The 17277-nt window shown below is 71.2% G+C and carries 15 protein-coding genes; all 15 read right to left on the bottom strand.

Annotation, left to right across the window (positions count from 1 at the left end; all coding sequences use genetic code 11):
• Positions 1 to 38: 38 nt before the first annotated feature.
• The gene (locus IEV86_RS01735) at positions 39 to 818 is read right to left on the bottom strand and encodes a prepilin peptidase (protein ID WP_043607652.1); all 780 of its coding nucleotides are present in this window, start codon (positions 816 to 818) and stop codon (positions 39 to 41) included.
• Between the two features lie 26 nt (positions 819 to 844).
• A complete protein-coding gene (locus tag IEV86_RS01730) occupies positions 845 to 2368 on the bottom strand; it encodes a hypothetical protein (protein ID WP_152605684.1) in 1524 nt (507 codons plus the stop codon).
• A complete protein-coding gene (locus IEV86_RS01725) occupies positions 2365 to 2979 on the bottom strand; it encodes a PulJ/GspJ family protein (RefSeq protein ID WP_043607634.1) in 615 nt (204 codons plus the stop codon). The genes IEV86_RS01730 and IEV86_RS01725 overlap by 4 nt, the downstream gene beginning before the upstream one ends.
• The gene (locus tag IEV86_RS01720) at positions 2976 to 4601 is read right to left on the bottom strand and encodes a prepilin-type N-terminal cleavage/methylation domain-containing protein (protein ID WP_161784060.1); all 1626 of its coding nucleotides are present in this window, start codon (positions 4599 to 4601) and stop codon (positions 2976 to 2978) included. Before IEV86_RS01720 ends, IEV86_RS01725 begins: the two co-directional genes overlap by 4 nt.
• A gap of 120 nt (positions 4602 to 4721) precedes the next feature.
• Positions 4722 to 5162: a prepilin-type N-terminal cleavage/methylation domain-containing protein gene (locus IEV86_RS18160; RefSeq protein WP_043607630.1), complete on the bottom strand. Its 441-nt coding sequence runs from the start codon at positions 5160 to 5162 to the stop codon at positions 4722 to 4724.
• 341 nt (positions 5163 to 5503) lie between these two features.
• Positions 5504 to 6733 (bottom strand): type II secretion system F family protein, encoded by a 1230-nt coding sequence (locus tag IEV86_RS01710; protein WP_043607629.1) that lies wholly within the window; start codon positions 6731 to 6733, stop codon positions 5504 to 5506.
• Entirely contained in the window at positions 6733 to 8394 is a 1662-nt protein-coding gene (locus tag IEV86_RS01705; RefSeq protein ID WP_229734432.1) for a type IV pilus twitching motility protein PilT, read from the bottom strand. The genes IEV86_RS01710 and IEV86_RS01705 overlap by 1 nt, the downstream gene beginning before the upstream one ends.
• A 92-nt stretch (positions 8395 to 8486) precedes the next feature.
• The gene (locus IEV86_RS01700; RefSeq protein WP_043610075.1) at positions 8487 to 10154 is read right to left on the bottom strand and encodes a GspE/PulE family protein; all 1668 of its coding nucleotides are present in this window, start codon (positions 10152 to 10154) and stop codon (positions 8487 to 8489) included.
• Between the two features lie 117 nt (positions 10155 to 10271).
• Entirely contained in the window at positions 10272 to 11153 is an 882-nt protein-coding gene (locus tag IEV86_RS01695) for a shikimate dehydrogenase (RefSeq protein WP_043610076.1), read from the bottom strand.
• On the bottom strand, positions 11150 to 12313 hold the full coding sequence (gene mltG / locus IEV86_RS01690) for an endolytic transglycosylase MltG (RefSeq protein ID WP_043610078.1): 1164 nt from the start codon (positions 12311 to 12313) through the stop codon (positions 11150 to 11152). Before mltG ends, IEV86_RS01695 begins: the two co-directional genes overlap by 4 nt.
• Positions 12310 to 12957 (bottom strand): Holliday junction resolvase RuvX, encoded by a 648-nt coding sequence (gene ruvX / locus IEV86_RS01685; protein ID WP_081978942.1) that lies wholly within the window; start codon positions 12955 to 12957, stop codon positions 12310 to 12312. Before ruvX ends, mltG begins: the two co-directional genes overlap by 4 nt.
• Before the next feature lie 26 nt (positions 12958 to 12983).
• A complete protein-coding gene (gene alaS / locus IEV86_RS01680) occupies positions 12984 to 15656 on the bottom strand; it encodes an alanine--tRNA ligase (RefSeq protein ID WP_188484523.1) in 2673 nt (890 codons plus the stop codon).
• 79 nt (positions 15657 to 15735) lie between these two features.
• Positions 15736 to 16083, bottom strand: a complete 348-nt coding sequence (locus tag IEV86_RS01675; RefSeq protein WP_052426410.1) for a hypothetical protein — start codon at positions 16081 to 16083, stop codon at positions 15736 to 15738.
• Positions 16083 to 16445 (bottom strand): DUF948 domain-containing protein, encoded by a 363-nt coding sequence (locus tag IEV86_RS01670; RefSeq protein ID WP_043608347.1) that lies wholly within the window; start codon positions 16443 to 16445, stop codon positions 16083 to 16085. The genes IEV86_RS01675 and IEV86_RS01670 overlap by 1 nt, the downstream gene beginning before the upstream one ends.
• A gap of 174 nt (positions 16446 to 16619) precedes the next feature.
• Positions 16620 to 17246 (bottom strand): 30S ribosomal protein S4, encoded by a 627-nt coding sequence (gene rpsD / locus IEV86_RS01665; protein ID WP_052426409.1) that lies wholly within the window; start codon positions 17244 to 17246, stop codon positions 16620 to 16622.
• Between the last annotated feature and the right edge of the window lie 31 nt (positions 17247 to 17277).

The raw sequence follows: 17277 nt of genomic DNA, 5'->3' as shown, positions 1-17277 counted from the left end.
CACGTTCCCCTTCGCGAGGCGGAGGCGCGTCCCGCTCTTCACAGGACGAGGTCGAGATATGCGCGGAACAGCGCCTCTCCGGCGCCCATCCCGACCGCCGCGCCGAGCAGCATCCACGGGCCGAACGGGATCCCCGACTTCCGGGTCGCCCGCCGCGTCGCGAGCAGCCCGAGCGAGTACAGACCACCGAGCAGGAATGCGGCGAACCCCCCGATCGCGAGCGACCCCCAGCCCAGCCACGCGAGCCCCATGCCGAGGACCCCGGCGAGCTTCACATCGCCGAACCCCATGCCGGCCGGGTAGGCGACCGCGAGCGCGAAGTACGCGACGAAGAGCACGACGCCCCCGATCGCGGCACGCAGGAGCGCGGGCCAGTCCGTCTCTCCCCCGGGGTTCCACGACGCGAGCGCGAGCAGCGCGAGCACCACCGGGTACGACGGGAGCACGATCGCGTCCGGCAGGCGGTGTACGTCAAGGTCGATCAGCGCGAGGGCGACGGCGACCGCGCCGAGGTACAGGTACGCCGCGAGCGCCCATGACGGCCCGACGTGCCACGCGACCAGCCCGAAGACGACTGCGGTCCCCGCCTCGACGAGCGGGTACCGCGCCGCGATCGGCGCACCGCAGTCCCGGCACCGTCCGCGCAGCACGAGCCACGAGACGACGGGCACGTTGTCCCACGGCCGGATCCGCGTCCCGCACCGCGGGCAGGCGCTCGGAGGGGAGACGACGGACTCCCCGCGCGGCACACGCCACACGACGACGTTGAGGAACGAACCGACGAGCAGCCCGAGGACGACGCAGAACGTGATGACCACCGGCGCAGTCTCCTGCAGGACCGCGCTCACCCGCCCGAGTAGTCCAGCCAGAGCGCGGTCGTGATGACGCTTGCGAACGGGGCGTCCGCGTTGGGGTCGAAGTACACCGCGGGGTTCTTGACCTCGGACGTCGTGATGAGGCCGCCCGAGCCCGCCGGCGTGGGGCACTGGTTCGCGATGACGACCGACCCGACCGCACCCTGGCTCGACGTCTCCATCTGCATCTGGTCACCCGCCACGAACATCCCGCTCACGACCGGCGGGCTCGAGATGCCCGAGCCGGCCGAGAAGTTCGACGTCGTCACGACGTCGGAGTCCGCCATGAGGAAGAGGTTGTGGTACGCGGGGCTCGCGAGGTCGTAGTGGTCCCACGTGATGTTGCCGTACCGCTTGGTGCCGCACGTCGTCGGGTTCTCCGCCGACGCGACCACGGTGAACCGCGAGAACGTGGCGTTGCCCGTCCCGACGTCCACGTTCGCCTCGTGCGCGAAGTAGGTGCCCGGGAGCGCGTTCTTGGTCGACGTCCACAGGCGCTGCGACGGCGTGTACTCCCACCCGCGGACGGTCATCGAGGTAGCGGTGCCGATCACCGTCGACGACGAGCAGGGGACGCCGCTCGTCGAGTAGGGCCGGACCGTGCCGTCGGTGCAGAGGTCGTACCAGTCGAGCACGGCGCCGGGGTCGTTGAGCGCCGCCTGCGCGTAGAACGACGTCGCGTTGATCCTCGGGACCGCCACGGCCGGGGACGTCTCCACCTGGTTCGTGGGGTTGGCGTAGAACTTGTTCGAGCTGAACGTCGAGCTCCCGGTGCTCGTCACCTGCCCGTAGACGGTCGGGTTGCCGGTGCCGGTGATCGTCGCGTTCGAGTGCACCGCGGCGAGCGACGGATCGACGCCAGATGCAGCCGTCACCGTCGTGCTGGACGAGATCGATAGGGGCCCGGCCGACAGGATCGCGTGTGCGGGCCGGAAGGGCATGAAGACGTACTCGGACTTGATGAGGCGAGTCTCGTCCGCGTCGGCGAACGAAGGCATGGCCGACAGCGCGTACACCTTGCCGTACTTCGCGTTCGGTGAGACGGGCTTGAGCACGACGTACTCGTGATCACCGTCGCTCTGGATGCAGGAGCCGCCGGCGACGAGCGCCTCGAGCTGGGCCCGCGCCCACTGACGCTCGAGGTCCTCGGCGTCCGGCCCGGTCCACACGCCGCCCGCGCCCTGACCGGACGTCGGGAAGCTCACAGGTGTGCCTTGACACCAGGGAGCCGGCTCGGCGACGGACACCGGACCCGGGATCGGGTAGTCCGCACCGAGGGTGCTGTAGGCAACCTGAACCTCAGCGAGCGCGCGGTCGACGCCGGCCTCGGCCGCGGCAAGGGTCACCTCGAAGGCTGTCCGCTGACGGCTCTGCGAGATCCCGTTGACGGCAATGGCCGCAGCGCTCGCTGCGATCGTGAACACGAGGACCGAGATCCCGATGACCAGGATCATCCCAAGGCCAGACTCGCGGTCGGCCAGCGCGGCACGGACGCGTCGCTGCATTGTGCTCATCCCTTGTTCCGGAGGCGGGCGGAAAAGGCGACCTCGCGGTCACCGGTTCCACGGTCCCTGATGGCGTCATACCGCATGCGGAGATTCACCTGCTCCGCGTCCTCGACCGGGACGGGCGCACCGGGCGGGCCATACGTGAACGCCATCCGCACGATGAGCGAGGACGCCTGGCGCTGTTGGATCACTGGGGTCCCGCCGGCTCCGGTGCCTGCCGTCCGCCACACGTCGAAGTGCGCACCGTTGGTCTCGAGGCGCCACGTGATGACCTCCGTGGGGTCCTCGACGTAGTTCGAGTTGGCGTCGATCCACAGTTGGAGGTGCGCGGCGCAGTCCGGGTCTGCACTGGTCGGGTCACTCAAGTCGGCAAGACCCCCGTCGCACGTGACCGCGCGTGCCTCGCGGATATCGCGGCCGAGGCGGTCGAGGATGATCTTCGCATCGGAGAGACCGAGCGCCTCGTCGTCGGTCTGTCCGAGGATCCGGACCGACTGCGCAACGGCGGTCACGACCAGGGTCGACACGACCGCCAGGAGGATCATCGTCACGAGGAGCTCGATCAGGGTGAGGCCACGGTCGCCCTCGCGCCGCAGCCGTGCCCGCAGCGCGTTCACTTGATCCTCGTCACGAGCGTCGACGGGAACTGGGACGGGACGTCGTACGCAAGCCGGACGGGCGCCCCGCCGGCGACGACCCGGACGCCGAACCAGCCGTTCTTCGGCACGTTGACCGCACTGATCGCAGGAAGCTGCACGGACACCTCCTGGAAGCCGGCACAGGACAGAGCCCCGAGCGAGACGCTTGCCGTGGCGCGCTCGGTCCGGGTGAGCCCCGTGCCGTTGGACGCCGCGGTGTAGAGGATCACCTTCAGGTCGACGGGCGAGCCGGCCCCCTGACGAGCGACCCAGAAGCGAGCCGTCGCCTGGCCGTCGATCGTGCTCTTCTTGTTGAGTTGGACGGCCCAGTCGGAGTAGCGCGTCTTGTCGGTCGCCGCGAGCAGCGCGGAGGACGTGGCTGCGAGATTCGGGACCGGCTGCAGCACGCGCCCGGTCGCCGCGGCGTCCTGATCCGTCGAGTACGGCGTCAAGTAAGGCTCGTCTCCGGCGGATGTGCCGAGGTACATCTGCGTCTGCGTGGCGCTGGTGCCCACGCCCTCGTGCTGGAGCGTGTACTGACGGACCGTGTACCCACCAGTGCCTGACGGCGCGGGCGCGGTCGAGATTGCGGGGCAGGTCACCTCCGGAGCGGGAGTCGGCCCGGGCGGCGTCGTGGGACCGACGGGTGGCGTCGTCGGGACGATCACGCTGGTCGTGACGGTCGCGGTGCCCGTGACGCTCTTGGTGCCGCCGGTCGCCGTCGGCTGCCCCACCGAGCGGGCGGTCACCACGACCGCCGCGGTGCTCGACCCCTCGGACGAGCTCGTCGTACGCGCGAGGAAGAAGCGGAAGGTCGTGGCGGGGTCGAGGCGCCCCGTGTCGGGCTGGCCGTCGCTCGTCGTGTCGGCGAGCGGCTGGTCGACCGCGGGGTCGAAGTCGCCGTCGTCGTCGGTGTCGGCGTAGAAGGCCCACCCGAGCGCGCCGTTGTGCGAGAGGTTCCACCGGTCGGGTGCGCCCTGGTTGGTGACCGTCATCGTGAAGTCCAGGACTCCGCCCGGGTTCACGGCGATCGACGGGGAAGGCAGTTCGAGCCGGAAGTTCGGCAGCGGCAGTCCGCGTTGCGTGAAGGCGATGAGGGAGGAGGTGGAGCGGATGCGCTCGACACCGCCGTGCTCCCAGCTGATCACGATGGTCGCGCGACGCACTGTGTCGGTCGACTCCCCCGGCACTGCCGTGACGTAGCGAGAGACGGTGTAAGTCGTTGAGTTCGCCTCGGCCCCGCTCACCGTGGTCGATACGCTCGGGAGCCCACCGGACGCGACAGTCACAACCGGCTCCGGCACGCCGTTGACGTCCAGGCAGTACGTCCCACCGCAACTGGCGAGTCGCGGGTCGCTCGCCACCGTGCCGACGGTGTGGGCGAGCGCCCCGAACCCGGCAGCTCGCAACGTCTCGAGCTCACGGGTCATGAAGTCTGTTGCCTGCTGGTTCTGACGGCTGTAGAGAGACGCCTTCACCGCGGACACGAGGGACGCGGCGAGTGCGGCGAAGACCACTCCCGCGATCAGCATGGCGACGACAGCCTCGACCAGTCCGAAGCCAGAGTCCTCACGCCTCGCACGAGCCAGCAGCCGGCACATCTGTTTCCCTTCCGTCCGGTGGCGATGATGCGTGTGTACGCCCGATGGGGAGGGAAGGACGCGTCCTTCCCTCCCCTCGGGAGTCCCGGGCAACCCGTCTCACGGGCCCCCCGGGTCAGATCACGGGGTGCAAGCGTTGACCGTCGTCGGCTGGATGCCACCGGCCGCGCTGTCGTACACCCAGATCTCACCGGACGCCGACGTCGCGCTGAGGCAGAAGGAGTCCGAGTCCGCGGTGCCGCGGGCGATCGAAGCGATAGCCGGCGTCCCGGTCGAGTAGTTCGCGTTGGCCGAGAAGCGGAAGCCCTGCGCGCCGAGGTTGGCCGCCGCGACGGCACCGTCGAAGTAGGCACCCGTCTCGGTCAGGAGCGTCTCCTGCGCGGTCGCAGCGTTCTTGAGGTCCGACTGGACGGCGGCGTCCCAGCCCTTCTCCCGCTGGTTGAGGAAGACCGGGATCGCGATCGCCGCGAGGATGCCGATGATGATGATGACGACCAGGAGCTCGATGAGCGTGAAGCCCTTGTCCTTGTCGTTGAGGGCCTTGGTGACGCGAGCGATCATTGCGCTCTCCTTCGTTCTCAGTGTGAGCGGCCGGGGGCCGGTGAGTGGTGCTACAGCCGGTTCATCGACCGGGCCGCGGGCTCGCTTGAGGGAAGTGGCGCGGGCCACGCTGCTTTTCACCCGCTCAGCGCAGTCCCCGCTCGACGGCCGCATCCGCAAAATGCCCTAACTCGGACAGAACGGCATCGGCAAGAAGCCCGCGCGCCGTGAGGCAGCTCCGTGTCAACTGACCGGAACGGTGAGGAGCGTCGTGCTCGTGAACGTCGCAGGACGCGTCGAAGCCGGCACGGTCACCCGTGCCGGCTTCGAGAGCGGGAGATACTGGCGGACCGGGACGAAGGTCACCCGATCAGGTCGAACACCTTGAAGATAGGCATGTACATCGCGATGATCATCCCGCCGACAATCACACCGACGACGGCGATCATCAGCGGCTCGATGAGCGACGTGAGCGCCTCCGTCGTCGCCTCGACCTCCTGGTCGTAGAACTCCGAGATCTTGTGCAGCATCGTGTCGAGGGCACCCGTGTCCTCGCCGACGGCCATCATCTGCACCACCATGGGCGGGAACACAGCGTGGTTTGCGAGCGGACCCGAGAGCGACTGCCCGGTCCGGACGGATTCCCTGACGTCCTTTGCGGCTCGTTCAATGACGACGTTTCCGCTCGTCTCGCCGACGATGTCGAGCGCCTGGAGAATCGGAACGCCGGCATGGATCATCGTCCCGAAGTTTCGCGTGAACCGTGACATCGCGACCTTCTGGAACAGCGGCCCGAAGACGGGCATCTTGAGCTTGACCGGGTCGACCTTCTCACGAACCGCGTCGTCGTGCTTGTGCTTCGTCCACCAGAAGAAGAACACGATGAGAACGACGACCATGACGGGCGCCACGATCTTCATCGCCGCGGACATCCACACGAGGATCTGCGTCGGCAGCGGTAGCTCGCCGCCCAGGCCCTCGAACATCGTCTTGAAGACGGGCACGATGAACAGGAGCATCGCGGTGGTGGCGAGGATCGCCATGACGAACACCATGACGGGGTAGGTCATGGCACTCTTGATCTTCGAGCGCAGCTTGACCTCGGCCTCGAAGTTGCTCGCGACCGAGAGCAGCACCGTGTCGAGGAAGCCGCCGACCTCGCCCGCCTTGACCATGTTGACCATGAGCGGCGGGAACGCGTCGGGGTGCTTGCCGAGCGCCATCGAGAACGACGCGCCCGTCTCGACGTCCGACCGCACCTGGGCGATGATCTTGGCCAGTGCCTTGTTCTCGGTCTGCTCGGCGAGGATCGACAGCGACCGCAGCAGGGACAGACCGGAATTGATCATCGTCGCGAGCTGGCGCGACATGACCGCGGTGTCCTTGAGCGAGATCCGGTCCGAGAGACCGGGGATGGAGATCTCCTTGGACAGGCCGCCCGCCGACACCTCGTCGATGGACACGGGCGCCATGCCCATGGTGCGCAGCCGACTCGCGACCGCCGCCTGATTGGGCGCTTCGACCCGGCCCTTGACGAGCTTGCCGGACTTGTCGCGGACCGCGTACTCGAACGTCTTGGTAGCCGTGGCCATCAGCCTGCACTCCCGAACTTGTTGACACCGAGCGTGACCGCGCCGAGCGGGTCGCCGCCGCTCATCGCGCCGAGGGATGTGCCTCCCCCGCCGTCACCGAGCCGGCCCGTGAGCCGGTTGAAGTCGGCGATGTGGTGGCACTTCTCGGCGCCCTGCTCGTACGTGATGCGGCCGATCTTCACGAGCTCGGCGAGGTGCTGGTCCATGGTGTGCATGCCCATCTGGGCACCGGCCTGCATCGCCGAGTAGATCTGGTGCGTCTTGCCCTCGCGGATGAGGTTGCGGATCGCGGGTGTCGCGATCATGACCTCGGTCGCCACTGCTCGGCCCGGGCCGTCAGCACGCTTGGTCAGGGTCTGGCACACGACGCCCTGGATCGCGGTCGCGAGCTGCGTCCGGACCTGGGCCTGCTGGTGCGACGGGAAGACGTCGATGATCCGGTCGATCGTCTGCGCGGCGTCCTGCGTGTGGAGCGTCGCGAAGACGAGGTGACCGGTCTCGGCGGCCGTGAGCGCGACGGAGATGGTCTCGAGGTCGCGCATCTCGCCGACGAGGATGATGTCGGGGTCCTGCCGCAGCACGTGCTTGAGGGCCGCGGCGAACGAGTGCGTGTCCGCACCGACCTCGCGCTGGTTGATGAGCGACTTCTTGTGGCGGTGGAGGAACTCGATCGGGTCCTCGACGGTCATGATGTGGTCGGACCGCGTCCGGTTCGCCAGGTCGATGATCGACGCGAGTGTCGTGGACTTGCCGGACCCCGTCGGGCCCGTGACGAGCACCAGACCGCGCGGGAGGTTCGCGAAGTTGGCGACGACCGGCGGCACGCCGAGCGCCTCGAGCGGCTTGATCTCGTAGGGGATCACGCGGAAGGCCGCGCCGAGCGAGTCGCGCTGCTGGTACATGTTCACGCGGAACCGCGCAACGCCGCGCACCGCGTACGCGAAGTCGAGCTCGAGGTTCGCCTCGAAGACCTCCCGCTGCTTCTGCGTGAGGATCGAGTAGAGCGTGCGCTGCACGCTGTCCGGCACGAGAGCCGGGAAGCCCTCGAGGGGCTGGAGGCGCCCGTCAAGGCGCACGTTCGGCGGCGCGCCCACGGTGACGTGCAAATCCGAGGCGCCCATCTCGATCATCTTCTTGAGCGCGGTGTCGAGGTCGAGGTCGCCCTCACCCGGCAGCTGGGTCATGCCGATGCGCGCGTTGCGCTCGCGCGGCTGCGGTGCTCGCGCCGCCGGCGCCGCCGCCTGTCCCGCAGGGGGTGCCGGCGGTGCGGTCTGAGGCGCCCGTGCCGGGGCGGGAGCGGAGGCGCTCACGGGGGCGCCCTGCGGAGGCGCGGCGGCGGCGTAGCTCGCCGGGCCCGAGGGGCCGGGCTGAGCGGGCGCTCGCGGCGCGGGAGGAGCGGCCGGGTAGGCCGGCTGCGCGAGCGGCGCCGGCGGGAACGTCACCGCACCGGGCGGCTGCGGGGTCAGCGACGGCGGGAGAGGTCCGGCGACGGGCGACGCCGCAGGCGGCACGTGCGCGACCCCGGCACCCGCCGGCGCCCCCGCGTACCCGGGGAACCCACCGGGCGTCGGGGCGCCCTGCGCCTCGACCGCACGCACGTCGCGACGTGTCAGGCCGTGCTCGGCACGTCCACCGTCCTGCTCGGGGTGGAAGGTGTTCACAAGGGCCTCTCTCCTGGGCTGCTGCGCCGGTGCTCCGGCTTCCTATCGACCGCGGGAGCCGCGATCTTGAGTCGAACGGGTCGCCCGGCTCGTCAGGCGACGACGCGGAGGATCTCCTCGATCGACGTGTCGCCGAGGAGGACCTTCGTCCAGCCGTCCTCGCGGAGCGAGAGCATCCCCTGCTCACGAGCGGTGTGACCGATGTCCGCGGACGACGAGTGGGCGACCGCGTGGCGCTCGATCTCCTCGGTCACGCGCATGACCTCGTGGATCGCCATCCGCCCCTTGTAGCCCGTGCCCGAGCACGTCGAGCAGCCGGCGGGCCGGTACAGCGTCGGCAACGGCTCCCCCGGCGCCCACGGGAACCGCGCCGCGACGAGCTCGACCTCCGCGGGCGTGTACGCCTGCTTGCACTTGGCGCACAGGCGGCGCGCGAGCCGCTGGGCGACGACGCAGTCGAGCGCCGACCCGACGAGGAACGGCTCGATCCCCATCTCGACCAGGCGCGTCACGGCCGACGGGGCGTCGTTCGTGTGGAGCGTCGAGAGGACGAGGTGACCCGTGAGGGCCGCCTCGATCGCGATCTGCGCGGTCTCGTGGTCACGGATCTCACCGAGCAGCACGACGTCGGGGTCGGACCGCAGGATCGACCGCAGCGCACCGGCGAACGTCAGGCCCGCCTTGGGGTTGACCTGGACCTGGTTGATGCCGGGAAGTCGGTACTCGACCGGGTCCTCGACGGTGATGACGTTGATCTCGGGCCGCGAGACGGCGTTCAGCGTCGCGTAGAGCGTCGTCGACTTGCCGGAGCCGGTCGGGCCGGTCACGAGGATCATCCCGTAGGGCTTGGTGTACGACTCCTTGTACGTCTCGAGGTTCTCCTCGAGGAACGACAGGTCCCGCAGGTCCAGGCTCGCGGTCGAGTTGTCGAGGATTCGCATGACGACCTTCTCGCCCCACACCGTCGGCAGGGTCGCGACACGGAGGTCGATCTTGCGGCCGTTGTGCGTGACCGACATGCGGCCGTCCTGCGGCTTGCGCCGCTCGGCGATGTCGATGTCGCTCATGATCTTCAGGCGCGAGATGACGCCGCCCTGGATCTGCTTGGGCGCGCGCTGCATCTCGTGCAGCACGCCGTCGATGCGGTACCGGACGCGGACGTCGGCCTCGGACGGCTCGATGTGGATGTCTGAGGCGCGGTCCTGGATGGCCTGCTGGACGAGGATGTTCACGAACCGCACGATCGGCGCGTCGTCGTCGACGAAGTCACCGACGTTGGTGTCGATCGTCTCGGTGTGCGTCTCCTCGAGGGCGGACGCGAGGTCGTCCATCTCGTCGTCGGCGCGGCAGTACCGGTCGATCGCCGTGGTCAGGTCGTCGTGCGTCGCGACGAGCGTCCGCACGGGCATCCCGGACATCGTGCGGGCGTCGTCGACCGCGAGGACGTTGCCCGGGTCGGCCATCGCGAGCAGCAGGTACCCGTCCTGGATGCCGACGGGCAGCGCGGTGTAGCGCCGGCACAGGGAGCCGGGCAGGAGCGCGACCGCGGTCCGGTCGACCGGGTACTCGGTCAGCTCGACGAACTCCATGCCGACCTGGTTCGCGAGGGCGCGCACGAGCTGCGCCTCGGTCAGCATCCCGATCTCGACGAGCACACGGCCGAGGGACTCGCCCCGCATCGCCTGCTCGTCGAGGGCGGCCATCAGCTGACCCTCGGTCACCAGGCCCTCTTCGAGCAGGATGTCTCCGAGCTGCTTCACAAGGGTCCTTCCGGGTGGGGGGCTCCGGTACGTCCCGGCGCGCACGCGCGACCAGGACCGACGTCCCTCCCTATCGGCACGTCGGCGGTCACCCTGTAGGTGATCGCCGTCGCCGATTCACCCGAGTGCCGCGGCGAGCGCCCTCTCCATCGGCTCGCGCGGGGCCGCACGGCCCGTCATGAGGCGGACCTGCTCGGTCGCCTGGTGCAGCAGCATCCGCTCCCCCGTGACGACGACGCCGCCGAGCGCGGCCCACGCCGACCCGAGCGCCGTCGGCCGCGGGTCGTACGCGCAGTCGAGCAGCACACCGTCGAGCGAGCCCTCCGGCACCGCGCCGCGGAGCACCTCGGCCCACGGGTCGGCGGCGTGCGGCGGCAGCGTCGAGACGACGACGTCCGCCGAGCGCAGCGCGGACACGAGCCGCTCGGCCGGCTCGAACGTCACGAATCGCGGCTCGACGCCCATGCGGTGCGCGGCGCGCATCGTCGACCCGGCGCGCCCGACCGACCGGACGACGACGTCGGCGGTCGGGCACCCGAGCTGCGCGAGCGCGGCGAGCGTCGACGCGGCCGTCGCGCCCGCGCCGAGCACGACGGCGGTGGAGACGCGGCGCTCCCCCAGCCCCTCGCGCAGGGCCTCGACGACGCCGTGGACGTCGGTGTTGGCGCCCACGAGGACGGGCCGACGGCCCCGCGTCGGCTGCACGAGGACGGTGTTGACCGCGCCCACGACCTCGGCGAGCGGCTCGACGTGGTCGAGCATCGGGATGACCGTCGTCTTGAGCGGCATCGTCAGGCTGAGGCCGGCCCAGCGCTCGTCGAGGCCGTCGACGACGCCGCGCAGGCCCTCCTCGGTCACGTCGAGGGCGTCGTACTCCCAGCCCGACAGGCCGAGTGCCTCGTACGCGGCCCGGTGCAGGACCGGGGACAGCGAGTGCGCGATCGGGTGGCCCAGCACCGCCGCTCGTCGCGGTGCCGGGCCGGTGACGTGCCCGCTCACCCCTGCTCGGCCTCCCACTGGCGCAGGAGCGCGATGTTCTGCTGGTGCTCGGCGAAGGTCTCGGCGAACCGCGTCTCCCCCGTGTCGAGGTTGACCGTGACCCAGAACAGCCACGGGCCGTCGGCCGGCGCGAGCACCGCGTCGATCGCGATCAGGCTCGGGGACGCGATGGGCGTGGGCGGCAGACCCGCGTAGCGGTAGAGGTTGTACGGGGTGTCCGAGTTGGCCGTGTCGTCGCGCGTGAGCTCCGTGCCGGGCTTGTTGAGGCCGTAGGCCACCGCGGCGTCGATGTCGAGCTTCATGTCGATGTCGAGGCGGTTCTGGATCGCGCGGGCGACCTTCGCCTTGTCCTCCGCGGACCGCGCCTCGCGCTCGACGAGCGACGCGATCGTGAGCACGCGCTGCCGGTCCTGGGGCGCGACGCCGCGCTCGTCGAGCACCTTCACGGTCTCGGCGACCATCGCCGCGATCATCTCGGTGGGGGTGGTGCCCGGCTCGAAGCTGTACGTCGACGCGAAGAGCCAGCCCTCGTAGTTGCCGCCGGCCTCGGCGGGCAGTCCCGTCGCGGCCGTGTCGGCCATCGCGGTCTGGAACTCCTCGACGGGCACGGTCGTCACCGACGAGAGCCGGTCGAGGATCTGCGTCACCCGCAGTCCCTCGGGGATCGTGACGCGCGTCTGGACACGGTTGGACGTGTCGAGCAGCGCACCCACGGCCTCCGCCGCGGGCATCCCCAGCATGAGGCGGTACGTGCCGGGCTGGATGCCGGCCGCGTCGGGGTTCGCGGCGAACGCGCGCGTGAACGCGGTCTGCGACGCGACGACGCCCGCCTCGGCGAGCACCTGACCCATCTGCCCGCCGGTGGCGCCCGACTCGATCGTCACGTCGACGCTGCCGTGGCCCGGACCGGCGAAGTCCTCCGCCTCGGGCTGGCTCCGGCTGTCGCGGAAGTCGTCGATCATCGGTCCGACGAGCTTCCAGACGGCGAAGCCACCGCCGATGAGCAGCGCGAACGAGACGACGAGCGCGATGACGCCGCGCCGGCGCCGACGTCGGCGCTCACGCTCACGGTCCTCGCGGCCACCCCGCCGCGACGCGCGCCGTCCGCCGCCGCCCTGGGGCTCCGGTCGGATCACCTCGTCGAGGAACAGGTCGCTCACTGCGTCGCCTCCGTCGTGACGTCGTGGTCGGCCCCGTGGCTCACCGGACCGCCCCTTCCTCGATCAGCACCCGTCGGTGCGTCGCCCGCGGCCGGCGAACCGTCGACCGGTTCCCCGCACCGCGCCCCCGAGGCCCGCTCCGCGTCGAGCGCGGACTGCAGGATCACCACCGCGGCCGCCTGGTCGACGACCGTCCGGTGACGGCGTCCGGACCTCCCGGACGCGTACAGCGCCTGGTGAGCCGTCACCGTGCTCATCCGCTCGTCGACCAGCCGGACCTGCACCGGTGCGACGACCTGCGCCAGCACACCAGCGTACGTGCGGACCGCCTGGCTGGACCAACTCTCCTTGCCGGACAGGTGCCGCGGCAGGCCGACGTAGACGCACGCGACGTCGAACTCCCGCACGACGTCGGCGATCCGCCGCAGGTCGGCGGTCCCGGCGTCGACCGGAACCGGCTCGGCAGCCGCCGGGCCCTTCCCGCCGCGCCGCTCGGCGGCCTGCGGCTCAGGGGGTGCCGACGTGGCCCGGGCGACCGTCTCGACGGGGGTCGCGACGAGCCCGTCGGGGTCGCTCACGGCCAGCCCGATGCGCACCGTCCCGACGTCGACACCGAGACGCGCGCCACGCCCGACCGTGCCCACCGTCCCCTCCGTGCCGCCGGGTGCCGTCACCGCGCGCCGACGGTGTCGGCGACGCCCGCGGCGACCGCACGGAGCGCGTCGGGCATCGCGGCGGGGTCGGTCCCGCCGCCCTGCGCGACGTCGTCCTTCCCGCCGCCGCCACCGCCGAGCGCGGACGCCGCGGCCTTCGCGAGCGTCCCGGCCCGCAGCCCCAGCTCGCGGGCCGCGGGCGTGAGCGCGACGAGCACGACCGGACGCCCCTTGGCGACGCCGCCGACGGCGACCGCCGCGGGGCCCTCGCCGAAGCGCCCGCGGACCTCGAGGCCCAGCGTGCGCAGGTCGTCCGCGCCGGCGACCTCGCCCGCGTCGTGCGTGACGACGCGCACGCCGGACACGTCCAGCGCCGAGGCGGCGATGTCACCCGCCGCGGCGAGCAGGCGCGCCTGCCGCAGGCCCGCGAGCTCCTTCTCCGCCTCGCGCAGCCGCGTGACCAGGGACGAGACGCGCTCCGGCAGCTCTTCCGGGCGCGCCTTGAGCGCGTCGCTCAGCGTCGCGACCAGGGCACGCTCGCGTGCGAGGTGGTGGAACGCCTCGAGCCCGACCAGCGCCTCGACGCGGCGTGAGCCGGAGCCGACCGACGACTCGCCCGTGAGCGCGACGAGACCGATCTGGCTCGAGTGGTCCACGTGCGTCCCGCCGCACAGCTCGCGCGACCACGGCCCGCCGATCTCGACCACGCGGACCTGCTCGTCGTACGTCTCCCCGAACAGCGCGATCGCACCCCAGGCCTTCGCCTCGGGCAGCGTCATGTACTGCCACTGCACGCCGAGGTCCTGGCGGATCGCGCGGTTCGAGACGTCCTCGATCTCGCTGCGGGTCTCGGGCGAGAGCGCCTGGTTCCACGAGAAGTCCAGGCGAAGGTACCCGGGCTTGTTGTACGAGCCGGACTGCAGCGCGTCCGGGCCGAGCACCTCGCGCAGCGCCGCGTGGACGACGTGGGTGCCCGAGTGCGCCTGGCGCGCGCCGAGGCGCCACTCCGGGTCGACCTGCGCGAGCACGTCGGCGCCCGCGGCGACCTCGCCCTCGACGACGCGGACGGTGTGCACCACGAGCCCCTTGACGGGACGCTGCACGTCGACGACCTCGAGCCGGGCGCCGTCCGCGGTGATCACACCCGCGTCGGACTCCTGGCCGCCCGACTCCGCGTAGAACGGCGTGCGCTCGAGCACGACCTCGACGGTCTCGCCCTCGACCGCGGCCGGCACCGCGACACCGTCGCGGAGCAGACCGCGGACGGTCGACGGCGTCGTCAGCTCGGTGTAGCCCGTGAACTCCGTCGCCCCGCGGTCGCGCAGCTCGCGGTACGCCGTCGTCGAGGCCGCGCCGCCCTTCTTCGCCTTCGCGTCGGCCCGCGCACGCTCACGCTGGGTGCGCATGAGGTCGCGGAAGCCCTGCTCGTCGACCGCCAGCCCCTGCTCGGCCGCCATCTCCAGCGTGAGGTCGATCGGGAAGCCGTACGTGTCGTGCAGCGTGAACGCCTTGTCGCCGGGCAGCACCGTCCCGCCGGAACCCTTCACCTGCGCCACGGCAGTGTCGAGGATCGTCGTCCCGGACACGAGCGTGCGCCGGAACGCCTCCTCCTCCGCGTACGCGGCGCGCGCGATCCGGTCGAAGTCCGTCACGAGCTCGGGGTACGACGCGCCCATCGCGTCGCGCGACACCGGGAGCAGGTGCGGCAGCGCGGGCTCGTCGACCCCGAGCAGGCGCATCGCACGCACGGACCGGCGCAGCAGGCGCCGCAGGACGTACCCACGACCCTCGTTCGAGGGCGTGATGCCGTCGCCGATGAGCATGAGCGACGAGCGGACGTGGTCGGCCACGACGCGCATCCGCACGTCGTCGTCGTGGTTCGCGCCGTAACGACGCCCCGACATCTCCTGCGCCGCGGTGATGACGGGGAAGACCTCGTCGATCTCGTACATGTTGTCGACGCCCTGGAGCAGGTACGCGACGCGCTCGAGCCCCATGCCCGTGTCGATGTTCTTCTGCGCGAGGTCGCCGACGATCGTGAACTCCTCCTTGGAGCGCACGTCCTCGATCGCGTACTGCATGAAGACGAGGTTCCAGATCTCCAGGAACCGGTCCTCGTCCACGACCGGCCCGCCGTCGGCACCGAACTGCGGCCCGCGGTCGATGTAGATCTCCGAGCAGGGCCCCGCCGGGCCGGGCTGGCCCGTGTGCCAGTAGTTGTCCTTCTTGCCGCGCCGCTGGATGCGCTCGTCCGGCAGGCCCGCGATGCGCTTCCAGAGCGTCGCCGCCTCGTCGTCGTCGTGGTAGACGGTCACCCAGACCTTGTCCGGGTCGAACCCGTAGAAGCCCTCGGACGCCGGTCCCGTGACGAGCTCCCACGCGTACTCGATCGCGCCGGCCTTGAAGTAGTCGCCGAACGAGAAGTTGCCGTTCATCTGGAAGAACGTGCCGTGCCGGGTCGTCTTGCCGACCTCCTCGATGTCGAGCGTGCGCACGCACTTCTGCACGCTCGTCGCGCGGTTCCACGGCGGGGTCTGCTGCCCGAGCATGTACGGGATGAACGGCACCATCCCCGCGATCGTGAAGAGCGTCGACGGGTCGGGCGACACGAGCGACGCGCTCGGCACGACGGCGTGCCCGCGCTGCTCGAAGTAGTCAAGCCAGCGACGTCGGATCTCGGCGGTCCGCATGGTGTCCTCACGGGTCGGGGGCTGGTCGGCCCCGGGTCGGTCGTGCCGCTCGAGGCGGCGTGGGTGCGGCGGTGGCCGCTCAGAAGTCGTAGAGGGGTTCGTCCTCGTCGACGCGACCCGACGGTCGCGTGGCGGCGGTGGCGGCGACGGGTGCGTCCTCGGCCGCCGGACGCCGGCGTCGGAAGGCGTGCGGGTCCCCGCCCTCGGGCGTCACGAGCAGCGACGCGACGAGCTCGCGCTCGCGGCGCGCGCGGGCCTCCTGGAAGCGGGTCATCGCGCCGTCCACGGCGGCCCCGGTGCGCTCCCCCGCGTTCTCGAGGCGATCCGCGACACCGGCCGGCGTGTAGCGGCGCGCCGTCCGCTCGAGGCGTCGCACGGCGACGACGGCGGCGGCGGCTCCGACGCCCGCCCAGAAGAGGCGGCGCATCAGCCCCGGACCTTCCCGGCGAGCCCGGCGAGCGCCTCCCGGACGCCGTACGTGAACGCGGCGACCTTGATGAGCGGGCCGCCGACGGTGGCGGAGACGAGCGCCGTGAGCGCCGACACGTTCTGGCTGATCTCCGCGGCCGACGTCGTGACGGTGTCGACCTTGACGAGCTGCGCGTTGGTCGTCGCGACGGTCGTCGTCGCCTCGTCCAGCACCGGCACGGTGTGGGCGGTGATGTCCTTGACGGACTGCGTCGCGGCGTCGAGCACGCGCCCGAGCTTGATGAGCGGCAGGGCGAGGAACCCGACGAGCGCGACGAACGCGATCGCGGCGATCAGGCCGGCGACGTCTCCGAGGGACATCTGAGCACCCTTTCGGCGTGGGGCGGAGGACGGTCGAACACTACCGGGAGCACGGCCGCCGTCCGCGGACCCGTCGTCGGGTCCACGGGATCGCCCTGCGGGCCCGCGGAGGTGTCCGGGTGCAGGAACGCCCCGCAGCCGACGTGTGCGCGGCTGCGGGGCGTCCTGGGCGGGTCAGCGCGAGTAGTACTCGACGACGAGCTGGACCTCGCAGGTCACGGGGACCTCGGCACGCTTCGGACGACGCGTGAGGACCGCGCTCAGCTTCTCGAGCTGGACGTCCAGGTAGCCCGGGACGGCCGGCAGGACGTCGCGGTGCGCACCGGCGGCGGCGACGCGGAACTGGTCGCTCGTCTGGCTGCGCGGCTTGATCTGGAGCGTCTGGCCCGGCTTCACCTGGAACGACGGGCGGTCGACGATCTTGCCGTCGACCAGGATGTGGCGGTGCACGACGACCTGGCGCGCCTGGAGGATCGTGCGGGCGAAGCCGGCACGCAGCACCAGGGCGTCGAGACGGGTCTCGAGGTTCTCGACGAGCGCCTCACCGGTCAGGCCGGGGGTCTTGCGGGCGTCCTCGAACGCGCGGGCGAGCTGCTTCTCGCGGAGCCCGTACTGGGCGCGCAGACGCTGCTTCTCGCGCAGACGCACGGCGTAGTCGGACTCGGTGCGACGGCGCGCACGGCCGTGCTCACCGGGCGGGTAGGGCCGCTTCTCGAAGTGCTTGACGGCCTTGGGCGTCAGGGCCAGGCCCAGGGCGCGGGAGAGGCGCACCTGGCGGCGCGAACGGGTCACAGAGGACACGCGGTTTCTTCCTGTTCTGTCGTGGCACGCC

The sequence above is a fragment of the Cellulomonas carbonis genome (assembly GCF_014636275.1).
Taxonomy (GTDB): Bacteria; Actinomycetota; Actinomycetes; order Actinomycetales; family Cellulomonadaceae; genus Actinotalea; species Actinotalea carbonis.
Note: the sequence above shows the minus strand (reverse complement) of the source record. Positions and strands in the feature narration are given on the sequence as shown.